The following is a 22794-nucleotide window of genomic DNA, read 5'->3' as shown; positions in this document are numbered from 1 at the left end:
CGGCTGGCGTAATGTTTGACAGTAATAAAAGCCTGGGGGCGAGGTTATCTTATAGGTACGCAATTGGCGACCACCTTTCGTCAAGCGAAAGAAGCAAAGGGAGTGTGACAGCCATTGAATTCCCCCTCAGGAAGAAATTTCTAGGTCTTTTATTTGCCTTCTTTCTTTGTGTGATCAGCCAGGCCATTCAGCCTGTGCAAAGTTATGCTTCGCTGCCGGATGAATTGCAGGTTTTTGCTGGCAGGCAAGTGGATGTACGGCTCGCCGTTCCTGCTGCTTCAAGCGCTGTTGTAGATCGTCCTGATATCGTTGGTTTGGATGATCAGGCAGCGATGCACGTTACCAGGCAACAACCTTTGCATCTTCACCCGCAACAGACGGGACATGCGAAATTGACGTTAAAGTTGTGGGGTAGAATTCCTGTCAAAACAGTGCATGTGAATGTGATTCCGGATTTGCGTGTGGTACCCGGGGGTCAAACGATTGGCGTCAAAGTTAAATCTGCAGGCATTCTGGTGGTTGGGCATCATCTGGTCCGTTCCGGGCAGGATGAGCGAGTATCACCCGGAGAAACCGCGGGCATTAAGCTTGGAGATCTGATTACGCATATGGATGGTAAACGTCTTGATGGCGTGGCTGGTGTCTCCGAAGCTGTTGAATTTGCTGGCAAGAACAAAAAAGGCATCGATGTCGTGTTGAAACGGGGTAAGGAAACCGTCAAAACAAGATTGACTCCGGCATATGATGCAGAAGATCAAGCATGGAGGCTTGGATTGTACATTCGTGATTCCGCAGCCGGAGTTGGCACACTCACCTTCTATGCTCCCGATCAGGGTGTTTATGGGGCCTTAGGCCATGTAATTACAGATATGAACACACAAACATCGATTGTTGTGGGTAGTGGTCAGATCGTTCAATCCAATGTCACGTCCATTTCCAAAAGTGAGACGGGTGATCCAGGCGAAAAACGTGCTCATTTCCTCAAGGAAAGCAAAATTTTGGGCAATATTGAACGCAATACGGCTTTTGGTATCTTTGGTAAGATGTCCGGAAATCCTGAGCACAGTCTGTATTCCAAAGGCATTCCCGTTGCTTTTTCCCATGAAGTTAAGGAAGGTCCTGCTGAAATACTCACCGTGGTTGATGGTCAACAAGTGGAACGCTTCTCGATTGACATTGTTCATGTGGCAGATCAATCCGAACCAGCGACCAAAGGTCTCGTTCTTCGCATCACCGACCCGAAATTGCTGGATAAGACGGGTGGAATCGTTCAAGGCATGAGCGGCAGCCCGATTGTGCAAAACGGTAAATTGATTGGTGCAGTCACTCATGTGTTTGTTAATGATCCGAAATCGGGTTACGGATGCTTCATTGAATGGATGCTACAGGATGCGGGTGTGATGATGAAAAAAGAAAACGCAAAGAACCTCAAGGCTGGATAACAGCCCTGAGGTTCTTTTTTGTCGAAAATAAAAATAATATATCGGATAATGAAATAAATTATTTATTATATAGTAACATGAAAAAAAAATAAAGAAAAATAATTTTCGACAGAAGGAATTTCATCAACTGTGTCGAAAATTTAACATGTAAGGAAATGTACGAAACGTTGTTTAAATTAAAGGAGGATACCGTTTTGCAAAAAATTGAGGTATTGCTGGCTGATGATAATCGTGAATTTACGAATTTGCTTGCCGAATATATATCCGAACAGGAAGATATGGAAGTAACCGGCATTGCATACAATGGAGAAGAAGTGCTGCAATTGCTGGAGCAAACCCGGGATGTACCGGATGTACTGATCCTGGATATTATCATGCCTCATCTGGATGGATTGGGTGTACTGGAGCGCTTGCGGGATCTGAATTTGTCTCCACAGCCTAAAGTCATTATGCTTACGGCATTCGGACAAGAGAACATCACACAGCGTGCCGTGCAACTCGGAGCTTCCTATTACATTCTTAAGCCGTTTGACATGGAAGTGCTCGCGAATCGTGTGCGTCAGCTGGTGGGAAATCAGACTGCGATGTCGACCAACAATGGATCATCCATGTTTATGAACAGATCCAATGTGGTGCCGATGGGCAAACACAAAAATTTGGACGCAAACATTACGTCCATCATACATGAAATCGGCGTTCCTGCGCATATTAAAGGATATCAGTATTTGCGTGAAGCGATTACGATGGTGTATAACAATATCGAAATTTTGGGCGCCATCACCAAAACACTGTATCCGGCCATTGCCGAAAAATTCAAAACCACGCCGTCTCGCGTCGAACGTGCCATCCGTCATGCGATTGAAGTAGCATGGACACGCGGCAACATCGACAGCATCAGCCACCTGTTCGGCTATACGATTAATATCAGCAAGTCGAAACCGACGAATTCCGAGTTCATCGCGATGGTCGCTGACAAGCTGAGAATTGAGCATAAGGTCTCCTGAAAGGGTCAGGAGTAGTGAGCCGGCATTGAAACTTTAGATTCAGAATAGATTCCAGCCAAATGAATTTTGGCGTTTAATATCTGATTCGTTCCTTTCATGCCGATAAACTTCAGTAATGTATGCCAACGAATACCGTCAATTATTGGATTAAACATATCCAGTAATGACGGTATTTTTGCATAACGAAATAACACAGATCATGATGATGAAATTTATCTCTGCAGGATTGTTTCTGAATTTTGAGATGAAGCTATAAAGAAAGGTCCCTAATGGTAAAATTCAGAAATAGGAAATGTTTCATAAACTTTTACCTTCAGTTAACGCTTTTTCAAGTAGAAAGTGGTACGATGTGACCATTGACAAAGTCCTACATATATAAAAGAATAATTAGATTTGATGCTACGAATAGAGGAGTAGAATGGTATGTTTACGCAAATAGGTGAAATTGCTGAACCGATTCCCGTAGTACAATCTGATACAAAATGCGATATCGTCTATCAACTTTTTAAGTCCAATCCTAGTCTGGAAGGTGTGGCTGTTATGGGGGAGAAGGGTGTGTCATTGATGATGCGACCCCGATTCTTTCAGCAGATTGGTTCGCAGTATGGCTATAATCTATATATGGGACGTCCTGTAGAACTGGTGATGAACATACGGGCACTCGTTGTGGATTATTCGGAACAGATTACGGATGTAAGCGTTCTTGCCATGGATCGAGATGAAGGGGATCTCTATGACCTTGTACTGATCACATCGGGGGAAAGTTTCTTTGGAGCGGTGAGTATCCGCCGTTTGCTGCTGGCTGTTGCGGATGTGCGTGCCGAAATGGCGATTTTTATGAACCCGTTAACAGGCCTTCCAGGGAACCATATCATAGATGAACGGCTATATCAGGCGCTCCAGATGGATCATTTTAGTGTACTGTATGTCGATCTCGATCAATTCAAATCCTACAATGATAGCTATGGGTTCAAAATGGGGGATCAGCTTATTCAGGCGACAGCTAACTTGCTTCGCCAGCTTTTTGTATTTCCTGAAGCCTTTCTTGGTCATATCGGGGGAGACGATTTTATTGCAATTCTGAATCATCATGAATACAAACAAATTAGTGATGAGGTTATATCTGGTTTCGAGCACATGAAGAGAACGTTCTACAACGATGAAGATTGGCATCATCAATATGTTCTGGGTGAAGGACGTTCTGGACTGAATCGCCCCATTCCTCTGGTTTCGGTATCCATCGCTGTGGTGACGAACAGCAAGCAAAAATATGAAAATATAGATGAAGTCATCAATGAAGCTACGCGAATCAAAAAAGGTTGCAAAGCGATAACTGGCAGCATCATCTGTGCAAATGATAGCGCTAGTTAAGCCATGCTAAGAAATATCCAGAGTAGATGCGGTTAACCTGTAAGAAGCAGAAAAACCGCCCAATATCAGGAGTATTACTCACCTGTACAAGCGGTTATTCTATCAGTGCATCATTGGATATGAGTCAAAGTCTCGTCACTGGAAAGGCTTCAAACTCCATATGTATACATATAGGTTATTAATATTAGACAAGGCTGACTTAAACTCGAATATCGACAGATGGATAAGGTGCAGCTGGAGAAGCAAATGTCGCCTTTTGTGAGCGATCGCCAGAATCCTGTTCCAAAACTTTTCGGTTTGAAGAACTTTCTGCGTTTCCAGCTTTTTGTTCTTCATTCACTTCCTGCTTCTCTTCTTGCTCACGTCTTGTAGAGAGAGGAGGTTGGACCGATTCTCGGGGTGTGGGTTGATGGATTTCTTTCACCAGATCCCCAATCTTCTGATTCACTTTGTTTAACTGGGAATGGATATCCTGAACTAATTCTCGTTTGGTCTGGAATACGGTACGCTCTGCATTTTCCATCATCATGGATTTGCCGATATCTTTTTCTGCATTGATCTCGAGAACGAGTCGGTCGAAACGGGTTTCTCCCTCGGTGGTCTGAATGGAACTTTGCATGTGATCACGCAAACCAACCAACTTGCCCAATTGGTCATAAGTCTGGCTATGCTTGATGAGGTGATCCAGTGAAGGGGCCTGTGCCTCGTCGGTTGGTTTAGACTGTTGTTGCTGAACCTTTTCGGGCTGGTTTAATTTGTTTTTTTCTTGCAATTCTTCCGCTTTGATTTGGGCAATCTGACTTTCAATCTGTGATATAGAACTTGTTAAGGATTTGATTCGCTCTGCTTTGGTCTTCGTATCCAGCTCGTCATTCGCCTTTACGCCTTGCATTTCTTCATTAAGTCTGATCTTCTGCTGCATGAGTCCCTGAATTTCTTTGTCCCGATTGGGGACTTGATTCCCGGGAGTGAAACTGCTTTTGGTTGCAGATGAGATTGAATTCATATCCTGTGCTCCTTTACGCTTTATCATGGATCTATTTACATATATCGGATGTTAAGAGAAGTAAATGAAGATGTCTCACTTCGTCTGAATGAATTCATTTACGTAGATGTATTGCTTACTTCATTGTTATAATTGATAATGGTTATCAATAAGTGAGTGACAGAGTTCAGTCATAATCTATTTAGACGGAGATGGGTTGGCAAAATGTGGAATGATTATTATATACTCTGGAACTATGCTGCTGTGAGTATAACAGATATCCGTTACATGGAATTGGGGGCGTATGAAGAGATAACATACAAATTTCCGACAAGCACCTTCGTGCTCACCATTCAGGGTGATGCTGGAGTGATGATAGACAACAAAAAGTATGAAGTGAGCCACTTTTATGTTCTCCATGGGGGAAAAGGGAGCACGTTGAATATTCGAACTGGAGCAAAGGGATTACAGTTATATTACCTCATGTATAAAGCGAACTTGCCGAGTGGAGGGAGAAACGATCTGCGAGGGATAATGGAGCGCATCAATCCGTTCCAAATGATCTACGGGTTTACCCCTGATACGCCAACCATACTATTTGGGCAATTGAAACGAATGCATTTTTTGTGGGATCAAAAGAACCCCATTCAGCACTTCCAGACCAAGAGTTTGTTCTATGCATTTGTGGAGCAGATATCATCACAGATTCCTCGTGCATCCAACCGCTATCTAGGAACCATGGATCAGGTCAGCAAAGTCATTGAGATTGTAGAATCTTCCTATACCAAGCCGCTTACACTACATGCTTTGGCAGAAATGATCGGCTCCAGTCCGAGAAGTTTGTCACGGAAGTTCAAGCAGTCGACTGGTTATAGCCCAATTGATTATCTGATTCAGTTTCGTTTGTTCAAAGCCAAGGAGATGTTACTGCAAACGGACGCTACATTGGAAGAGATCGCAGCAGGCATCGGTTATCCTGACGGATATTATCTGGGACGAATGTTCAAGAAACATACAGGTCTTTCTCCTCTGCAATTCAAAGAAAAGACCTCAATGCCCCTGTTTTGGCCTGATCTGACATCAGGCATGGCGCGAAATGACATTTCCAGAGGTGGAAGTGGAAGGTATGTTTATACTGATGGTGAGAATCATTATCAATATAAGCATGGAGGGTCAATCAATATGAACAGACAGACAAGAACGGGAATGCTGCTGAGTATTCTACTAAGTCTTACATTACTGCTTAGTGCCTGCTCTACAGGTGCTGCCAGTAATTCGAGCGGGGATGCATCCGGAAGCAATAGTACGTCAAGTCAAACGAAGACAGTAACAGCGGAGAATCAAAGCAAAACATCGGAAACACGTACAATCTCAACAGTTAAAGGAGATATAACAATCCCCGCTGAACCTAAACGGATTGTGGTTGACTTGTATCTGGGGAGCCTGATTGCTCTCGGAATCAAACCTGTGGGTACACCGGAGATGAACCTGAAAAATCCTTATTTTATCGAATCACTTGAAGGCGTAGAGAATATTGGTGAATACGAAACCATCTCTCTAGAAAAGGTGTTGGAACTTCAACCCGACCTGATTGTTACGGGTGATCCTGATTTATTTGAATCTTTCAGCAAAATTGCCCCAACTCTTGTTGTTCCTTATGGCCAATTGAAAAACACCCATGAAGAGATCGCCTACTTCGGAGAAGTGCTAAATAAAGAAAAAGAATCCGAGGCTTGGTTAGCCGATTATGACGCGAGAATTGCAGATGCTCAAAAGCGCGTCGGTGAGGCGATTGATCCAGCAGCCGAGGTGTCGGTCATGCAGTTCTATGATAAAGGACCGTTGGCCTTTGGTGATAATTTTGGTAGGGGAGGTCAGGCAGTCTACAGTGCGCTTGGTTTGAATCCTCCTGCAGATAAAAAAGAGATATTAATGAAAGATCAGCTTGTTGAGGTTTCAGCGGAAGCGATTCCTGAATTCGCCGGAGATTACATTATTCTAACTGCGGATAATCTGACTGTAGAGGAGTTGAAAGCCAAACCGGTCTGGAGCTCATTGGATGCTGTTAAAAATGATCGTGTGTTTATCTGGAGCCCGGATCGTTCATGGTACTTTGACCCGATTGCAACATTGGATCAGACCGAGGAATTAGCCGCGTGGTTTACGAAGATCTCTGAACAAAAATAAATGTAACACGTGCTTAATAAGATGAAACCCAATGCCAGTCCAAATTACAGTTGATAATGAAAATTATTATCATCTATAATGAAGGATATATTAGTGAACCTCTGCTACACATATGTTATAGGATGTGTTGCAGAATGATGACCTTGCCAGGTCTTTGTTGAGGGTGAGGCTGGGATTGGAGAGTATTTGATGCAATTAGATGAACAGATGAAATGCTGGAATCATGCCGCTGTTAAGGTCCTGGATATACGCCGGATTGTTATGGAGGCAGGGGCACAACTGGAGTCTTATACACTTCCGGCAAATGGTTTTATATATACGATTCGAGGATCGGCTCAACTTCAATTGGATGGAAATGCCTACAAGGCAGAGCGATTTTACATGCTTCATGGGGCGAAAGGATCTTCACTGGATATCCAAACCAACGAAGATTTCGAATATATTCTGCTCTACTACAGAGCATTTCTTGCCTTTCCTAGTTATCGCAAAAAGTGGTTATTGGCACAGCCTGATGTTGCACCGTTCTCTTTGCAATATGGATTTACACCAAGTAGTCCACTTGGACTGTTACGTTACCTTGATGAGCTTGAGGGTGCATGGGCACAGTCTGGCAGTCTGGATCTGCTACATACGAAAAGTTTGTTTTACCAATTCATTCATGAAATGATGGTTCAGCTGGCAGAACAGGAGATCAAAACAGAGCTTGCTGATCCGGTGAAACAAACGCTTCGTTACATACAGAACCATTACAGGGAACAGGTCACGCTCGATTTTTTGGCTGAACAATTCAACTATAGCTCCCGTCATTTATCCATGCAATTCAAACGACAGACGGGTTACAGTCCCATTGATTATTTAATTCAGACCCGAATTGTCAAGGCTCGCAATCTGCTTGTACGATCGGATGCAACGCTGAGTGAAATTGCAGCAGAAGTGGGTTATTCGGATGTGTATTATTTTAGTCGCATCTTCAAAAAACATGTGGGGATCTCTCCGATTTTGTATCAACGAAAGATGAGAGAAGAGGCGCGAACAGAGGATCGTCCATTGCAAATCTCTGAATCGTCCATTGGCCGAAGATGGAAGTCGGGATATATTGATTATGAGAATCATTATCAATATATAGACGGAGGGTCTACACCAATGAGAAGAAAAAAAACAAGTTCCAGTATGATCATGGTTGCATTATTGAGCATCACGATGCTCCTCGCAGCCTGTTCCTCAGGTACGGCAACAACACCAACAGCTGGCGAAGGAACGGGTGCCAGTTCCAATAACAGCAGTACGGCCGTGTCATCGGACACAGGCAGCCAGACGAACAAAGACAATGAAACACGCACGGTCTCAACGGTTAAAGGTGACGTGGTTGTTCCAGCGAACCCCAAACGAGTTGTTGTATTATATCTCCAGGGGATGTCGTTGCACTTGGCGTTAAACCAATCGCTACCTCAGATGTATACGACGGGGCTGCATACAAGAGTGAGCTTGAAGGTGTAAACGCACTGGGTACCTGGTTCGAGCCGAATCCCGAAGCGGTCATTGATCTCGATCCGGATCTGATCATTGTGCCTTCAGAAGAAACGTATACGTTATTAAAAGATATTGCACCTACGGTATATATTCCGTATGAAAAATTGTCTACAGAAGAAAGACTCCATAGTATAGCGAGTATTTTTGGCAAAGAGCAGGAAGCCGAGACGTTAATCACCAATCTCAACAACAAAGTTGAAGAGAGTAAGAAGACTCTTGCAGATGCAGGTATACTGGACAAAACAATCTCCATTGTGGAGGGTGGTTTGAAAGGTATGGTCATTGTAGAGAGCAAACAATTTGGCCGAGGATCTCAGGCGGTATATGAGTACTTGGGAATGAAAGCTCCTGAAGTGGTACAGAAAAAAATTGATGTGGTTTCGGATGCGGCCGGCTCCACGATATCCATGGAAGTACTTCCTGAGTATATCGGGGACTATGTGTTTCGCTCCGTGTATGAAGGGGCAGATAATCTGACGGATAATCCAATCTGGAGTAGTATCCGGCGATCAAAGAAGGTCGTCTGATCGAGATTGATTTCGATTTCTTCTATTATTCAGATATATATTCAATCAATAAACAACTTGATTTTATCGTAGATAAACTGTTGGCCGCTCCAAGAGCCCAATCGTAAGAAGAGAAGTCATCGCAAAAGTTTCGTATAAGAAATGTTTGATTTTTAGCCATTGTAATTTGATAAGATTGCCATTAAACTAGGTTTTAAGTGATAATGAGAATCGATATCAAATACTCGATGTTCTGGATCGAATTAACGGAGGTATTATATAAATGAATCAGCAGTTGGAACTCTATGATGTAACCATTATCGGCGGTGGCCCTGCGGGCATGTACTCTGCCTTTTATAGCGGCATGCGAGATATGAAGACCAAGTTGATTGAAGCACGTGACAAATTGGGAGGTCGCATGCTCTTCTATCCAGAGAAAATGATCTGGGATGTTGGGGGCGTGACACCGATGCTCTGTGAAGATCTGATTAAACAATTGGAAGAACAGGCGCGAACGTTTGAGCCAACCCTTGTGTTTGAACAACAGATCGAAGGATTTGAGCGTCAACCTGATGGCACGATTCTATTAACTTCTGCAACAGGTGAACAACACTGGACACGTACTGTCATTTTAGCAATCGGATATGGTATATATAAAATGGCCAAGCTGGAGCTTGAAGGGGCAGACCGTTATGAGGTTAGCAATCTGCATTATACCGTGCAAGAACTGGAGCCTTTCCGTGGCAAACGTGTGCTCATCTCGGGTGGAGGCGACTCTGCTGTAGATTGGGCGAATGAACTGGAAGCACTGGCAGAGCAAGTTACAGTTGTGCATCGACGTGACCGCTTTGGCGGGCTGGAGCGTAACGTACTCCGCATGAGAGAATCCTCTGTAGATGTTCGTACACCGTATGCGGTAGAGACCCTGCATAGTTTAAGTGGCGATGTAATTGAACAAGTGACCATTTCACACGTGGACACAGGCGAAACTGAACTGCTTGAAGTAGATGCTGTCATTGTAAACCATGGCATGAAGAGTGATTTTGGTCCAATCCGTGATTGGGGACTCGACCTTGGCGAATGGCATGTGACTACGACGGATAGATTGCAAACGAATATTCCTGGGGTTTTTGGCGCAGGTGATTTTGTAGATTATGGTAGCAAACTGTATTTGATTGCTGGTACTTTCACAGATGCAGCCCTCGCGGTGAACAGTGCGAAGCTTTACATGGACCCTGAAGCGGAGAAAGTGGCTTATGTGTCTTCCCATAACAGCCGTTTTAAGGAGAAAAACAAAGCTCTTGGTGTGGTAGAGGAATAAAGGTAAGCACTAGGGTCAGGATACGATTATAAGATGACTTCGGGTTAATTCCCGAAGTTATTTTTTTGCATAAAGTGGGTAATAAGAAGGCATAATTGCACAAGATAGAACGAGTTCAGAATTTGAACAAAGCCCATCATTTGTCTATAATAAGCCTGAGAAACTGTATGTAATGAAGAACAAGATGGCAATTCGATGAGAGTGGAGTGCAGCGTATGAAAAAGGGTTCACAACCAGAGCGAGGTTCCACCTTCATCCAGCGGTGGTTTAACCGACCTGCCAAGAAACGAATTAAGTGGTCCAAAATGTTTCTTGCGCTTGCCGGTGCACTTCATCGCTTGCTGGTTGAAGGACGGCGTGAACGTTCAGCAGCCAAACGATTGCAGCAGGACTTGCCTCTGCGCGCATTGGGAGAGATGAAGCTGGAGCCGGGGGATATTGTGTACACACCAAGCTCGGAATCGACGTATTACGCGGGACATATGGGCATCATCGGTCTTGACGGTAAAGTGTATCATGTGCATCCGTATGGGCCAGTATTTGCTGATTCCCTGGACTGGTATCTTACTCGCTTCTATGAAGGGGACCGATTTATCGTATTCCGTTCCAGATTGAATCAAGCGGGGGTGAAGGCAGCCGAGTGGGTACACGCACATTACAAACAGGTAAAATTCTACCGTTTGCAGACTAATTTGCATAGTATTGAACATAATTATTGTTCCAAGTTTATATATCAGGCCTACCAGTTCACCTCCGGAGTGGATCTATGGAGTCGCAGGTTTGCCCGGATGAAGCAGGGGTATATTTATCCGTTTCGCATTGAACGCTCACCCGAGCTGCACGTGCTGGGAACGTTTTATAAATAATGTGACGAAGACCGACCGAAATGCTGTTTTTCCTAAGAAAGGGGAGCAGGTTCTGTCGGTTTTTTTTGTATGGGTAGAGATTAAAAACAGGAAAAACGCTCAAAACGTCGAATAATTATGAGACAGGCATGTACAACTTGGAATCGTATACATAACAAAAGACAAATGTTTTTCTAGCTAAAACTGAAAAAACGACTACGATGTAGGCGAACAAGGAAGAGTGAAGCGAGATGAAATGGCTGGGCTTCTTACGCAGATTCCGACCAGACCCAAACGTAGTGAAGCTATCCGACTACACCCCAAAAAAGAAAAGGAGGTACTACTGTTCCATATGCAAGAAAAACGTGAAATCGATCGTACATTATGCAGCCCCACAGGGAAATGTTTCAGGTGTATGCAGTTCTTGTAAGACTTTGGCAGATGAACGAGAAATGTTCCCCATTTAATAAGAAAAGATGCGCTCAGGAAATAACATTGCTTTGATTTATGCGCGTTTTTGTAGTACATTAGCAAATGTATTCGAAGGAGGATTCTAATGTACTCAGGTAGACAAGACGATACTTTATACATCATGACCTACACCTTAAACAGCGGTATCAAGGGTACGGTTCCACTGTCAAATAAGCAGATTATTGAGTGGCTGGATTGCTACAGAAATGAGAAGCGCTTCGTGACCGAGATCGGCAAGGAGTTTTTTGGATTGAATGCAGGATTGGTGGCAGATTTCAAGGTTCAGAATCATTTATCGGATTATCAGCAGACCATTATGCCTACACAGCAGCAGGATAACCTGGAACGTTTGTCCAGTGCTTATAAATCAACCGAGCTATTAATGAAGATTGATTGTAAATGCGGCACGGCTTACGTGACGGAATCGCCATATAAGCGTACGAAATGGTACTGCACGAAGTGTAAAGAGATTGTATTTTTGGATGCGAAAAAAGGAATGGTGGAAACGTCGCGTGGTGACGCTTACTACATGACCAACAAATATTTTGTTTCCCGGGATTAGCGGGAAGTGACTCTGGAAGCATCGCTGCGAAGCGGTGCTTTTTTATGTGTTTGCCCATCATGAAGCTTTTTGATCGAATGCAACAAAAAAAAGCCCGAAAGGGCCTTTTAAATGATCTCACTATCCAGATGAGCATTCAACTTTGTGAGGGGGAATGAAGCAGCAACGACAACGTGGCTCGTAAGCTTCTGAATCGCCGATCATGACCACCGGACCCAGGGTAACGGGTTCACCATTGACGATACGTTGGGTAAAGGCAGCATCCGGGCTACCACATACCGCGCAGAAAGCCGAGAGTTTCTCAATGTCATCTGCCATGGCAAGCAATCCGCCCACATAACCAAATTCCTTACCACGGTAATCCATATTAAGTCCATCTACGATGACATGTTTGCCACAATAGGCTAACTCCGAGGCTAGTTCCATAATGGCACTGCTGAAAAATTGTACTTCATCAAATGCAACAACATCAGCATCTATGGTTTGGTTCAGGATCATCTCTACGGATTCCGGGGTTAATTGCCGGGGAATGGAATGAGCAGGCAGTCGGTAACCAATTCGGCTCACGATCTCGTCCTGGGCAAAGCGGTCATCCTCGGCTGGCTTGTAGGCCACAACCTTTTTACGGCCAAATTGAATTAGTTTCTGACAACGGCGAATGAGTTCACCGGATTTTTCACTGAACATGGGTCCAGTAATTACGGTAATGCGTCCAGTTTCCACGGTGCTGCTACTCCTCTCACATACGGGATTCAACAAAAAAAGCGACCATTACAGAGTACCACAAAATCTTTGGTAAGAGCCAGAACTAATCTGTGCAGCTTTGTGTTACTATATGGAATGTTAAGCCGTTGGTTCCAGCAACGGATCATCAGGAGTTATGGAAAAGAGGTGTTTACGATGAGTGAAGCATTGACATCACTGCAAGAGCGATATATAAGCCTGAAAGAACAGGGTTCTCTGGATGAAGCGGCGCAGGTGTTATTTGCAGAACTGTTCGCTGAAGCGGAGCGTCTACAGGCAAGTAACCTTACGTTGCGCAGAACGATTTTGAAGTCCTCTTCCAAAGAGTCACGTATGTCTACCAAACTGCGGGATGCATTATACGAATGACCCGGAGATTACTCCGGGTTCTCTTCTGTTTTTAATTTGCGGGGAAATAGAATAGCTGCTGTAATTCTGGCAATCATGGCAAAGGTGAGGCCGATGCCTGCAAACATGTAGATGACGGTAAAAGCTTTGCCAAATCCGGTGGATGGCACAAAGTCAGGGTGTCCTACCGTCGTTAGAGTTACAGCGCAGAAGTACAATGCATCGATCCAATGCAGACCTTCAACACGAGTGTAAAACAAAGTACCTGACAGCAAAGTTGCGGCAGTTAACGCGAACAGAGCCAGAAACTTGGGGTCCTTGAACGCATGGAAAATGCCTTTGAGCAATCGTTGTAACGTGATTAAAAACGAAACCATGATGATCCATCCTGTCTATGTAAAGTTGTCGGCGTGTTGCATGTGTGAATGAATAGGCATTATACCTTAACATTTTAAGTTAATAAAGCAAATGGTCAGCGTTCATATCATATCGTCATTATTGTAACTGTTATCCTACGGGGAGATTGAAACGACAAAAAGCCCGGACTCATGGAGTCCTTCCGGGCGTCTCTGCTTTTTCAGGTACACTTTTGGAGCGGAAGCGGGGACCTACATAATTACGCTTGCGGTCACGGAACAGGATCCAGCCTCCCAGAAAACTCATACCTGCCGCAAAAAGGACAAGTCCACCGCCGAAGGAAAGCCACTGGAAACCTGGTGAAATCTGTTCGTTCCCGTGCTCGGCATAATATAGGAACAGGGCATCTTTCATCATCAGAAAACCCTTCATTGCCATTAACCCGGGAATGACGAGAACCACAATCGCCAAAAATCGCCCAAAGACCAATCTTGTATTCATGAGCATTATACCCCTTCTGCCAGAGTCGACATAAAATAAAAGGTTGCGCTTACAGATCATTCCTGATTCCATCATAGCTTGGAATGCATAGGCTGTCCATGTGTGATTGGTTCAAACTTTGAGTTGACCGCGCAAGGAGAGTACAATGGTATATAGAGAATGTATGCAAAACGAGGAGTCAACCCATTATCATTTAATAAATCATATTGAAATTTGATCGATAGAGGAGAACATGAGAGATGCCAATTACATGTGATGTTGCAATACTTGGAGGAGGTACTGGCGGGTACGTTGCCGCGATCCGGGCTGCACAGCTCGGGAAACAAGTCGTTATTATTGAAAAGGACAAACTTGGTGGAACCTGCCTGCACCGTGGCTGTATTCCGAGTAAGGCTTTGCTGAAAAGTGCGGAAGTGTACGCCGAGATTCAGGAGAGCGAGACGTATGGTATTGAGACAGCTGGGGCCACACTTGTATTTCCCAAAGTACAGGCGCGCAAGGATGCGATTGTGGAGCAGCTCCACCAGGGTGTTCAATATTTGATGAAAAAAAATAAAATCCAGGTCGTACACGCGAACGGTCGCGTTATTGGACCATCCATCTTCTCCCCGCAGAGCGGAGCGGTCGCTATAGAGTTCGAAGACGGCGAGATGGATACGGTGGTTCCGACCAATCTCATTATTGCTACCGGTTCACGTCCGCGTGTGCTCCCCGGTCTGGAACCGGACGGTAAGTTTATTATGAGTAGTGACGAGGCACTACGAATGGATGAGCTTCCTGCGTCACTAATCATTATTGGTGGAGGTGTAATTGGTCTGGAGTGGGCATCCATGCTGAATGATTTCGGGGTAGACATCACCGTGGTAGAAGCAGCTGCGCATGTGCTGCCTGCCGAGGATGAGGATGTTGCCAAGGAAATGCAGCGTTTACTTGGCAAACGGGGTGTTCGTTTCCTGACAGGTGCCAATGTTCTGACAGAAACCTATAGCACCGATAAACAAGGCGTTCAGATAGATGTACAACTTGGCGAAAAAAAGCAGGAAACGCTGAGAGCGGAGAAAATGCTCGTCTCGGTTGGACGTCAGGCCAATGTCGAAAATATCGGACTTGAGAATACGGATATCAAACTGGAACACGGCTTCATCGCTGTTAACAAACAGTTACAGACCGGTGAAGGTCACATCTATGCTATTGGTGATTGCATCGGCGGTTTGCAGCTTGCACATGCCGCAAGTCATGAAGGCATTCTAGCTGTCAATCACCTGGCGGGCGAAACGGTACATGCTGTTGAATCCCACCGCATTCCGCGCTGTGTGTATACGCGTCCGGAAGCAGCCAGCATTGGATTTACGGAGCATGAAGCTAAAGAACGTGGCTACGAAGTCAAAACAGGCAAGTTCCCGTTTCAGGCTATTGGCAAATCGCTCATTCACGGAAGTCGTGATGGATTCGTGAAGGTGATCGCAGATGCCAAGACGAATGATATATTGGGGGTACATATGATTGGCACCCATGTGACGGAATTGATCGCTGAGGCTTCGCTGGCTCAGATGCTGGATGCCACACCTTGGGAAGTCGGACAAACGATCCATCCACACCCTTCACTGTCGGAAATCATGGGTGAAGCGATGTTGGCCGTTGATGGAAAGGCGATTGGAATGTAAGCCAAACAAGCTTGTGAGAAAGGTCCTTTCCTTTTTCGGGCAAAAGAGATTATAATAAGGTTAAGCCAAGTCTTAGTACCAGGTTATAAGATCGGGTAGTAAGACTTGCAAAGGCTCTGATTAAAAGGAGGTACCTCATATGAGTTCACAAGGTACTGCAGACGCGGTCCATCGGCATCAACAGCTGGGACTTAGCGATGGTGAAGTATTGGATATGTACAAATACATGCTGCTGGCACGCAAGTTTGACGAGCGTTGCTTGCTCTTGCAACGGGCCGGCAAAATTAACTTTCACGTATCCGGTGTAGGTCAGGAGGCTGCGCAAGTCGGCGCTGCTTTTGGTCTGGACCGGGATCACGATTATTACTTACCTTATTACCGCGATTACGGCTTCGTGCTGGCGGTCGGCATGACTCCTCGTGAGTTGATGCTGTCTGCTTTTGCCAAAGCGGAAGATCCGAATAGTGGCGGTCGGCAAATGCCGGGTCACTTTGGTCACAAAAAGCTGCGGATCGTGACGGGCTCCAGTCCGGTTACAACACAGGTTCCGCACGCTGTTGGATTTGCACTCGCTGCCAAAATGAAGAAAAAAGACTTCGTTTCTTTTGTTACGTTTGGTGAAGGATCGAGTAATCAGGGTGATTTCCACGAAGGCGCCAATTTTGCAGGTGTGCACAAGTTGCCTGTTATTATTATGTGCGAGAACAATCAGTACGCAATCTCGGTACCGATTCACAAGCAGCTTAGTGGCAAGATTTCGGATCGTGCGCTTGGTTATGGCTTCCCTGGACTTCGAGTAGATGGTAACGATGCGCTTGAAGTGTATGCTGCTGTGAAGGAAGCACGTCGCCGTGCCATAGCAGGTGAAGGTCCGACACTGATTGAAGCGATGATGTACCGGTTGTCTCCTCACTCTACTTCTGACAATGATCTGGCTTACCGGACCAAAGAAGAAGTTGAAGAGAATTGGAAGAAAGATGGCGTTCCTCGCATGAAGAACTATTTGATTGATTGCGGTATATGGGACGAAGCCCGGGATGCAGATCTGGCTTCTCAGCTTGCTTTAGAAATGAAAGAAGCGACAGAATATGCAGACAACGCGCCATATCCGAAACCTGAGGACACGCTGACGCATGTCTATGCAGATAGCGAAGAAGGGGGACGTTAACCATGGCGGTTATGGAATATATTGATGCAATCCGTCTCGCGATGAAAGAAGAGATGGAGCGGGATGAGAATGTCTTTATCCTTGGTGAAGACGTAGGGCTCAAAGGTGGTGTGTTTACCACAACCAAAGGATTGCAGGATCAGTTTGGCGAAATGCGAGTTATGGACACACCTTTGTCTGAATCAGCCATTGCAGGTGTCGCCATTGGTGCTGCGATGTATGGCATGAAGCCGATTGCCGAAATGCAATATTCGGACTTTATGCTGCCGGCAACGAATCAGATCATTAGTGAAGCGGCCAAAATCCGCTATCGTTCCAACAATGACTGGAGTTGCCCCATTGTCATCCGTGCGCCGATTGGTGGCGGAATTTTCGGTGGACTGTACCACTCCCAATGTCCGGAATCGATCTTCTTTGGTACACCCGGTCTGAAAATTGTAGCTCCCTACTCGGCATATGATGCCAAGGGACTGCTCAAGGCGGCTATTCGCGACCCGGACCCGGTACTCTTTTTTGAGAACAAAAAATGCTATAAACTAATCAAGGAAGATGTGCCTGAAGATGACTACATTGTTCCGATTGGTAAAGCTAACGTACTTCGTGAAGGTGCAGATATTACAGTCATTGGTTACAGTCAACCGCTGCATTTTGTGATGCAGGCTGCGGAAGAATTGGAACGGGAAGAGGGCATTACAGCCCACGTTCTGGATCTCCGCACATTGCAGCCGCTGGATCGTGAAGCGATCATCGCTTCCGCTCGTCTGACAGGTAAAGTGCTGATTGTACACGAGGATAATAAAACCGGTGGTGTAGGTGCCGAAGTTGCAGCAATCATTAGCGAGGAATGTCTGTTTGAACTGGATGCACCCATTCAGCGTCTCTGTGGACCTGACGTGCCGGCCATGCCAATCAGCCCAACATTGGAGAAATTCTACATGCTGAGCAAGGACAAAGCCAAAGCAGCAATGCGTACGCTTGCCGAGTTTTAATTTCGTTTTTGGATCGTTTAAATGCAAAGTTTGGAGTGATATGAAATGGCTGAACGTATGAAATGGATCGAGGTCATTATGCCGCAATTGGCGGAATCGCTGGTCTCGGCTACCATAGGCAAATGGTTGAAAAAACCGGGCGACCGTGTGGAACAGTACGAGCCGATCTGTGAAGTAATAACCGATAAAGTAAATGCCGAAATTCCATCCACGTTGGATGGAATTATGGGTGACCTTTTGGTGGAAGAAGGTACAACGATTGCTGTGGGTGAAGCGATCTGCCGCATGCAGGTCGCCGCTTCCGACGAAGAAGCAGCCGAGCAAGTAACGCAAGTCTCGCAGCAACAGGAGCAAGTGCAGCATAACACAGGCCGCACTCCTGTTGCCGCGTCAAATACAGCAGAACAAGATCCCAACCAGCCGATGCGCCATCGGTATTCCCCGGCAGTGCAATCCCTGGCAGCAGAGCATGGTTTGAACTTGCAAAGTATTCAGGGCACCGGGGCAGGTGGTCGCGTTACACGTAAGGATGTACTGGCATTCGTTTCCCTAGGAGGAAACGCGGGTGGAGCATCTGTGCAAGCATCTACTTCATCAGGTCAGCATACATCTTCTGCTTCTCCTTTCAGCGGGGTGAATCGTGGGAATGGAGAACTGGGTTTAACTGCTGGAGAAGCGATCTCAGCAGCTGATGCGGGTGTACCCGTAAGACACTCGGGAATTCATCTGACCGAAAGCCCGAAAATTCCACAGATCGAAGTGGAAGGTGGCGGCCAGGGAAGATCGGAATACTTCATTGATGTTACTCCTGTGCGTAATGCTATTGCGCGGAACATGCGTCAAAGCGTATCGGAAATTCCGCATGCGTGGACGATGATTGAAGTGGACGTAACGAATCTCGTGATGCTGCGCAATAAGCTCAAGGATGAGTTCAAGCGTAAGGAAGGCATCAATCTTACGTATCTGTCCTTCATGATGAAGGGAGTCGTCAATGCAATTAAAGACTACCCGATCATGAACTCGGTATGGGCAGTTGACAAAATAATTGTCAAACGAGACATCAACTTGTCCATGGCGGTAGGTACTGAAGATTCCGTACTTACACCAGTGATCAAACATGCGGATCAGCGAAATATTGCAGGTCTGGCCCGTGAAGTGGATGAACTGGCGCGTAAAACACGTGAAGGTACCTTGAAGCTGGATCATATGCTAGGTGGCACGTTCACAGTTAACAACACGGGATCATTCGGTTCGATTCTGTCCCAGCCGATCATTAACTATCCGCAGGCAGCAATTCTTACGTTCGAGTCGATCGTCAAAAAGCCAGTGGTCATTAATGATATGATTGCTGTTCGTTCGATGGCTAATCTGTGTTTGTCCCTGGATCATCGTATTCTGGATGGCGTAATTAGCGGACGGTTCTTGCAGCGTGTCAAAGAAAACCTTGAAGGATACACCATGGAGACCAAGGTGTATTAAGTTAGGCATTTTGCATCAATCCAAAGAGCGGTTTCCAATCATCAAGTTATAGATCGAAATGGTTCTTTTCGTCTAGAACTTGTACCCGGGAGCGATTGAAAATGAAGGATGCAAAATGTTCAATAGTTGAAAGACGGGAAAGTGTATGTGCCGCAGGCCGTGCACTTTTCTGGCTGTCTACCAACAGTTGCTCCATCATACTTTTGAACAATGATGCAGAAGGGTGTGGGGAATCATGAGTAAGCCGCTTGATGTTGCGTACATACCGATGCTTGATTATGAAGAGGCTTGGAACCGCCAGAAAGCGATTGTACAGAAACTGGACGAGGGAGAAGGAGCGGAGCAGTTACTGCTATTACAGCATCCGCCCACCTATACGATCGGCTCACAGAATCATCCCGAGCATCTGCTTCTTAGTCCGGATGAATTGCGGGAACAAGGAATTGCCTTGTTTCAAATTGACCGCGGCGGTGATATTACTTATCATGGACCGGGCCAGTTGGTAGGTTATCCATTATTGGTTCTTGGTCGGGATGAAGACCTGGACTTACATGGTTATTTACGGAAACTGGAGCAGGTCATTATGGATTATCTTGCAGACCAAGGTATCGAGGCTGGACGCAAAGAGGGATATACAGGGGTGTGGATTGGGGATATGAAAATCGCCGCCATTGGCATCAAGTTTAATCGATGCAAGCACCGCCGCGGTTTCGTCACAAGTCACGGGTTTGCTTTTAACATTACCTCAGGCATTCAACACGCAGGTTTTCAGGGGATTGTTCCTTGTGGGATCGAGCAGTATGGCGTCACTTCACTTGAGGACATGACAGGCAAGACCTACCCCGTGGAGCAGGTAGCTCAGGAGATCGTTCCGTATTTTAATCGCATTTTTCCATATCAGATCAGCTGGATCACCGAAAAAGAAGCCCTCCAACGTCTGTAATCAGACCGCCAGAAGGCTTCAGGTTGCTATCCGAACAGTAACGGTTCGAGCGCTATGAAAAGGGTGGACCCGATCATGGCGATCAGCATGAGATAGATGATGATTTTGAACCATTTCTTTTTTTGCATGATGAGAGAACTCCTTTCAACAAAAAGTAAACAAGCCATAGTAATTATATTGTACCGTATCCACGAGAGGGAGGAAAGTCTTATGATTAAACAACAACGTGTTATCAATCAGTTCATGGAACTGGTGCAGATGGATAGTGAAACGAAAAACGAACAGAATATCTCCAAGGTGTTAAAAGAACAGTTTGCAGACCTCGGTCTTCATGTCTATGAGGACAACACCATGGAGCAAACCGGACATGGCGCCGGAAACCTCGTCATTACCTGGGAAGCCGAAGGAACAGAAGGCGTTGCACCCATCTTTTTCACATGTCATATGGACACGGTAACGCCGGGACAAGGAATTAAGCCTGTGCTGGGTGAAGACGGATGGATTCGCAGTGATGGCACAACGATCCTTGGAGCAGATGACAAAGCAGGAATTGCTGCCTTGTACGAAGCGGTTCGGGTCATTCAGGAAAACAAAATTCCGCATGGCAAAATCCAATTAGTCATTACGGTTGGGGAAGAGTCTGGTCTGGTGGGTGCACGTGCCATGAATCCGAAGGATATCGATGCCGAGTTCGGTTATGCGCTTGATTCGAACGGAGCGGTGGGTACGATCTGTGTAGCTGCACCGGCCAGAGCGGAAATTCAGATGAGAATCTATGGCAAGTCCGCACATGCGGGAGTGAACCCGGAAGACGGCATCAGCGCTATTCAGGTTGCGGCCAAAGCGATTGCAGCCATGAAGCTGGGACGAATTGATGATGAGACGACAGCGAACATTGGCAAATTCCAGGGTGGATCAGCCCTCAACGTGGTATGTGACTTTGTACAGATTGAAGCGGAAGCCCGCAGTATTGTGCAGGAAAAAGTAGAATTGCAAGTAGCACAGATGCGTGAGGCGCTTGAAACGACATGTCGCAAATACGGAGCAACTGCTGAATTCAGAAGTGAAGTCCTGTATCCTGCATTTGGTTTCCATGATGAACATGAGGTTGTTCAGCTTGCACAGCGTGCGATTCGAAGCCTGGGGCTAGAGACTAGCACGTTTGCTTCAGGTGGTGGCAGTGATGCCAACATCTTTAACGGATTTGACATCCCGACAGTGAATCTGGCTGTAGGGTATGAGGATATTCATACAACCAAGGAACGCATCCGTGCCGAAGATATTGTGAAGTTGAGCCAAGTAGTGGTGGCTATTATTCAGGAAACGGCAGGAGCCAAGGAATAAAATCATACGAGGTGCATGCTGTATGATTCGATTGCTGTCACTCAGAAGATTTATGCAGCATGCTCATGTAAAAGTCCGAACCCGATCTGAATCGGATTCGGACTTTTTGCGAATTCATGTTATATTTCATGAAAGAAACTTATTAATTTCAGGATCAAAATCAATTCATGATCAGGGTCCATTTATTTGCGTCCAGCGAGCAGATCAATTAACTTGGCATCAGGCCCCCACTCGCGCATCCATTGCTTGAGTATGAGCTGTACTTGCTTGGCTTGTCCTACTACGTGTACGGATTTAGGTGTGAGATAACTGTTCATCGGAAATCCCCCTGATTCGTTTATATTGGCTGTGATAGTTCTATAAGTCACCATATGCCCAAAATTAGAGATCTATACATTAACCGAATAATATAATCCAAAGAAATGGAGTTGAAGAATGAATGAAACCAACCACATCTGCCCAATCCATCCTTTCAGCACAACCAGCCAACCCGAAGCTTGATGAAGTGACCGTGTCCACCAAGCCGATCTTCGAGGGGAAAGTCATTTCACTTCAAGTGGATACCGTTAAGCTCCCGAACGGCCAGACGGCAACACGTGAAATTATTCGGCACCCTGGAGCTGTAGCAGTACTTGCTTTGAACGGGGATCGCATGCTAGTTGTGGATCAGTATCGTCAGGCAATGGGACGTACCGAAGTGGAGATTCCTGCGGGGAAACTGGACCCCGGAGAAGAGCCGGAAGTGGCAGCAGCGCGTGAGTTGCGAGAAGAGACGGGATATGTCGCCAAGTCGCTGCGTCATTTGCGTTCGTTTTACACTTCACCAGGGTTCGCAGATGAGATTATTCATCTCTACATCGCTGAAGAGCTGGAAGCCGGAGATATGGAACTGGACGAAGATGAATTTCTTGAAGTATCCGAGATCACACTGGAAGAAGCCTATGCGCTTATGGATGAGAACCGGATTAGTGATGCCAAAACGATGATGGCTGTCTATGCGTGGGACCTCTACAGAACAACAGGACGGTTCTAA

General features: G+C 45.7%; 23 protein-coding genes. 17 read left to right on the top strand and 6 right to left on the bottom strand.

Annotation, left to right across the window (positions count from 1 at the left end; translation table 11 throughout):
• Window positions 1–113: 113 nt before the first annotated feature.
• The 3 genes from spoIVB to C0Q44_RS21165 all read left to right on the top strand — a co-directional run bounded on the left by spoIVB (window position 114) and on the right by C0Q44_RS21165 (window position 3817).
• Window positions 114–1442: a SpoIVB peptidase gene (spoIVB, locus tag C0Q44_RS21175; RefSeq protein ID WP_105409328.1), complete on the top strand. Its 1329-nt coding sequence runs from the start codon at window positions 114–116 to the stop codon at window positions 1440–1442.
• Window positions 1443–1636: 194 nt separating this feature from the next.
• Window positions 1637–2446, top strand: a complete 810-nt coding sequence (spo0A, locus tag C0Q44_RS21170; protein WP_105409200.1) for a sporulation transcription factor Spo0A — start codon at window positions 1637–1639, stop codon at window positions 2444–2446.
• Between the two features lie 423 nt (window positions 2447–2869).
• Window positions 2870–3817 (top strand): GGDEF domain-containing protein, encoded by a 948-nt coding sequence (locus tag C0Q44_RS21165; RefSeq protein ID WP_105409199.1) that lies wholly within the window; start codon window positions 2870–2872, stop codon window positions 3815–3817.
• Between the two features lie 199 nt (window positions 3818–4016).
• Here the strand turns inward: C0Q44_RS21165 and C0Q44_RS21160 are convergent, their stop codons facing one another.
• Window positions 4017–4823: a FlxA-like family protein gene (locus C0Q44_RS21160; RefSeq protein ID WP_105409198.1), complete on the bottom strand. Its 807-nt coding sequence runs from the start codon at window positions 4821–4823 to the stop codon at window positions 4017–4019.
• A 243-nt stretch (window positions 4824–5066) separates the two neighbouring features.
• Here C0Q44_RS21160 and C0Q44_RS21155 point away from each other — a divergent pair, with 243 nt between their 5' ends.
• The 6 genes from C0Q44_RS21155 (at window position 5067) to C0Q44_RS21135 (ending at window position 12224) form a co-directional block, all read left to right on the top strand.
• Entirely contained in the window at window positions 5067–6989 is a 1923-nt protein-coding gene (locus tag C0Q44_RS21155) for an AraC family transcriptional regulator (protein WP_181151105.1), read from the top strand.
• A 189-nt stretch (window positions 6990–7178) separates the two neighbouring features.
• Window positions 7179–8486, top strand: coding sequence for an AraC family transcriptional regulator (locus C0Q44_RS21150; protein ID WP_258166463.1), 1308 nt, complete (start codon window positions 7179–7181; stop codon window positions 8484–8486).
• Window positions 8387–9046, top strand: a complete 660-nt coding sequence (locus tag C0Q44_RS31155) for an ABC transporter substrate-binding protein (RefSeq protein WP_308737453.1) — start codon at window positions 8387–8389, stop codon at window positions 9044–9046. The genes C0Q44_RS21150 and C0Q44_RS31155 overlap by 100 nt, the downstream gene beginning before the upstream one ends.
• A 262-nt stretch (window positions 9047–9308) precedes the next feature.
• The gene (locus C0Q44_RS21145; RefSeq protein ID WP_105409196.1) at window positions 9309–10346 is read left to right on the top strand and encodes an NAD(P)/FAD-dependent oxidoreductase; all 1038 of its coding nucleotides are present in this window, start codon (window positions 9309–9311) and stop codon (window positions 10344–10346) included.
• Window positions 10347–10561: 215 nt separating this feature from the next.
• Window positions 10562–11212: a C40 family peptidase gene (locus tag C0Q44_RS21140; protein WP_105409195.1), complete on the top strand. Its 651-nt coding sequence runs from the start codon at window positions 10562–10564 to the stop codon at window positions 11210–11212.
• Window positions 11213–11747: 535 nt separating this feature from the next.
• A complete protein-coding gene (locus C0Q44_RS21135; protein ID WP_017687614.1) occupies window positions 11748–12224 on the top strand; it encodes a hypothetical protein in 477 nt (158 codons plus the stop codon).
• A 120-nt stretch (window positions 12225–12344) separates the two neighbouring features.
• Here the strand turns inward: C0Q44_RS21135 and C0Q44_RS21130 are convergent, their stop codons facing one another.
• Window positions 12345–12947, bottom strand: a complete 603-nt coding sequence (locus C0Q44_RS21130) for a thymidine kinase (protein ID WP_105409194.1) — start codon at window positions 12945–12947, stop codon at window positions 12345–12347.
• A gap of 177 nt (window positions 12948–13124) precedes the next feature.
• On the opposite strand from C0Q44_RS21130, the gene C0Q44_RS21125 reads away from it, so the two are divergent.
• Window positions 13125–13337 carry a hypothetical protein gene (locus C0Q44_RS21125; RefSeq protein ID WP_105409193.1) on the top strand — a complete coding sequence of 71 codons (213 nt, stop codon included), beginning with the start codon at window positions 13125–13127 and terminating at the stop codon, window positions 13335–13337.
• 8 nt (window positions 13338–13345) lie between these two features.
• Here the strand turns inward: C0Q44_RS21125 and C0Q44_RS21120 are convergent, their stop codons facing one another.
• On the bottom strand, window positions 13346–13693 hold the full coding sequence (locus tag C0Q44_RS21120; protein WP_105409192.1) for a potassium channel family protein: 348 nt from the start codon (window positions 13691–13693) through the stop codon (window positions 13346–13348).
• 169 nt (window positions 13694–13862) lie between these two features.
• Complete coding sequence (locus tag C0Q44_RS21115; protein WP_105409191.1) at window positions 13863–14180, bottom strand: DUF2627 domain-containing protein; 318 nt, start codon at window positions 14178–14180, stop codon at window positions 13863–13865.
• Window positions 14181–14413: 233 nt separating this feature from the next.
• Here C0Q44_RS21115 and lpdA point away from each other — a divergent pair, with 233 nt between their 5' ends.
• From lpdA to lipB, 5 genes are all read left to right on the top strand, one after another.
• Window positions 14414–15838 carry a dihydrolipoyl dehydrogenase gene (gene lpdA / locus C0Q44_RS21110; RefSeq protein ID WP_105409190.1) on the top strand — a complete coding sequence of 475 codons (1425 nt, stop codon included), beginning with the start codon at window positions 14414–14416 and terminating at the stop codon, window positions 15836–15838.
• A 139-nt stretch (window positions 15839–15977) separates the two neighbouring features.
• Entirely contained in the window at window positions 15978–17006 is a 1029-nt protein-coding gene (locus C0Q44_RS21105) for a thiamine pyrophosphate-dependent dehydrogenase E1 component subunit alpha (protein WP_105409189.1), read from the top strand.
• Between the two features lie 2 nt (window positions 17007–17008).
• On the top strand, window positions 17009–17995 hold the full coding sequence (locus tag C0Q44_RS21100) for an alpha-ketoacid dehydrogenase subunit beta (RefSeq protein ID WP_105409188.1): 987 nt from the start codon (window positions 17009–17011) through the stop codon (window positions 17993–17995).
• Between the two features lie 45 nt (window positions 17996–18040).
• Window positions 18041–19474: a dihydrolipoamide acetyltransferase family protein gene (locus tag C0Q44_RS21095; RefSeq protein WP_105409187.1), complete on the top strand. Its 1434-nt coding sequence runs from the start codon at window positions 18041–18043 to the stop codon at window positions 19472–19474.
• Between the two features lie 235 nt (window positions 19475–19709).
• Window positions 19710–20417 carry a lipoyl(octanoyl) transferase LipB gene (gene lipB, locus C0Q44_RS21090; protein WP_105409186.1) on the top strand — a complete coding sequence of 236 codons (708 nt, stop codon included), beginning with the start codon at window positions 19710–19712 and terminating at the stop codon, window positions 20415–20417.
• Between the two features lie 26 nt (window positions 20418–20443).
• On the opposite strand, the gene prli42 is transcribed toward lipB, so the two are convergent.
• A complete protein-coding gene (gene prli42 / locus C0Q44_RS21085; protein WP_017687624.1) occupies window positions 20444–20545 on the bottom strand; it encodes a stressosome-associated protein Prli42 in 102 nt (33 codons plus the stop codon).
• An 82-nt stretch (window positions 20546–20627) separates the two neighbouring features.
• Between prli42 and C0Q44_RS21080 the strand changes: the two genes are divergently transcribed.
• Window positions 20628–21761: a tripeptidase T gene (locus tag C0Q44_RS21080; RefSeq protein ID WP_105409185.1), complete on the top strand. Its 1134-nt coding sequence runs from the start codon at window positions 20628–20630 to the stop codon at window positions 21759–21761.
• Window positions 21762–21943: 182 nt separating this feature from the next.
• Here C0Q44_RS21080 and mciZ read toward each other — a convergent pair whose 3' ends face one another.
• Window positions 21944–22078, bottom strand: a complete 135-nt coding sequence (mciZ, locus tag C0Q44_RS21075; RefSeq protein WP_105409184.1) for a Z-ring formation inhibitor MciZ — start codon at window positions 22076–22078, stop codon at window positions 21944–21946.
• Between the two features lie 122 nt (window positions 22079–22200).
• Between mciZ and C0Q44_RS21070 the strand changes: the two genes are divergently transcribed.
• Entirely contained in the window at window positions 22201–22794 is a 594-nt protein-coding gene (locus C0Q44_RS21070; RefSeq protein WP_105409183.1) for an NUDIX domain-containing protein, read from the top strand.

It is taken from the genome of Paenibacillus sp. PCH8, assembly GCF_002968835.1.
Classification (GTDB): Bacteria; Bacillota; Bacilli; order Paenibacillales; family Paenibacillaceae; genus Paenibacillus.
This window is presented reverse-complemented; position numbering and strand designations above follow the sequence as displayed.

Coding starts and splice junctions, on each gene's coding strand:
- C0Q44_RS21165 (WP_105409199.1), top strand. CDS start 2,870: ATGTTTACGCAAATAGGTGAAATTGCTGAACCGATTCCCGTAGTACAA.
- C0Q44_RS21160 (WP_105409198.1), bottom strand. CDS start 4,823: ATGAATTCAATCTCATCTGCAACCAAAAGCAGTTTCACTCCCGGGAAT.
- C0Q44_RS21150 (WP_258166463.1), top strand. CDS start 7,179: ATGCAATTAGATGAACAGATGAAATGCTGGAATCATGCCGCTGTTAAG.
- C0Q44_RS21145 (WP_105409196.1), top strand. CDS start 9,309: ATGAATCAGCAGTTGGAACTCTATGATGTAACCATTATCGGCGGTGGC.
- C0Q44_RS21140 (WP_105409195.1), top strand. CDS start 10,562: ATGAAAAAGGGTTCACAACCAGAGCGAGGTTCCACCTTCATCCAGCGG.
- C0Q44_RS21135 (WP_017687614.1), top strand. CDS start 11,748: ATGTACTCAGGTAGACAAGACGATACTTTATACATCATGACCTACACC.
- C0Q44_RS21125 (WP_105409193.1), top strand. CDS start 13,125: ATGAGTGAAGCATTGACATCACTGCAAGAGCGATATATAAGCCTGAAA.
- C0Q44_RS21120 (WP_105409192.1), bottom strand. CDS start 13,693: ATGGTTTCGTTTTTAATCACGTTACAACGATTGCTCAAAGGCATTTTC.
- C0Q44_RS21115 (WP_105409191.1), bottom strand. CDS start 14,180: ATGCTCATGAATACAAGATTGGTCTTTGGGCGATTTTTGGCGATTGTG.
- lpdA (WP_105409190.1), top strand. CDS start 14,414: ATGCCAATTACATGTGATGTTGCAATACTTGGAGGAGGTACTGGCGGG.
- C0Q44_RS21105 (WP_105409189.1), top strand. CDS start 15,978: ATGAGTTCACAAGGTACTGCAGACGCGGTCCATCGGCATCAACAGCTG.
- C0Q44_RS21100 (WP_105409188.1), top strand. CDS start 17,009: ATGGCGGTTATGGAATATATTGATGCAATCCGTCTCGCGATGAAAGAA.
- C0Q44_RS21095 (WP_105409187.1), top strand. CDS start 18,041: ATGGCTGAACGTATGAAATGGATCGAGGTCATTATGCCGCAATTGGCG.
- lipB (WP_105409186.1), top strand. CDS start 19,710: ATGAGTAAGCCGCTTGATGTTGCGTACATACCGATGCTTGATTATGAA.
- prli42 (WP_017687624.1), bottom strand. CDS start 20,545: ATGCAAAAAAAGAAATGGTTCAAAATCATCATCTATCTCATGCTGATC.
- C0Q44_RS21080 (WP_105409185.1), top strand. CDS start 20,628: ATGATTAAACAACAACGTGTTATCAATCAGTTCATGGAACTGGTGCAG.
- mciZ (WP_105409184.1), bottom strand. CDS start 22,078: ATGAACAGTTATCTCACACCTAAATCCGTACACGTAGTAGGACAAGCC.
- C0Q44_RS21070 (WP_105409183.1), top strand. CDS start 22,201: ATGAAACCAACCACATCTGCCCAATCCATCCTTTCAGCACAACCAGCC.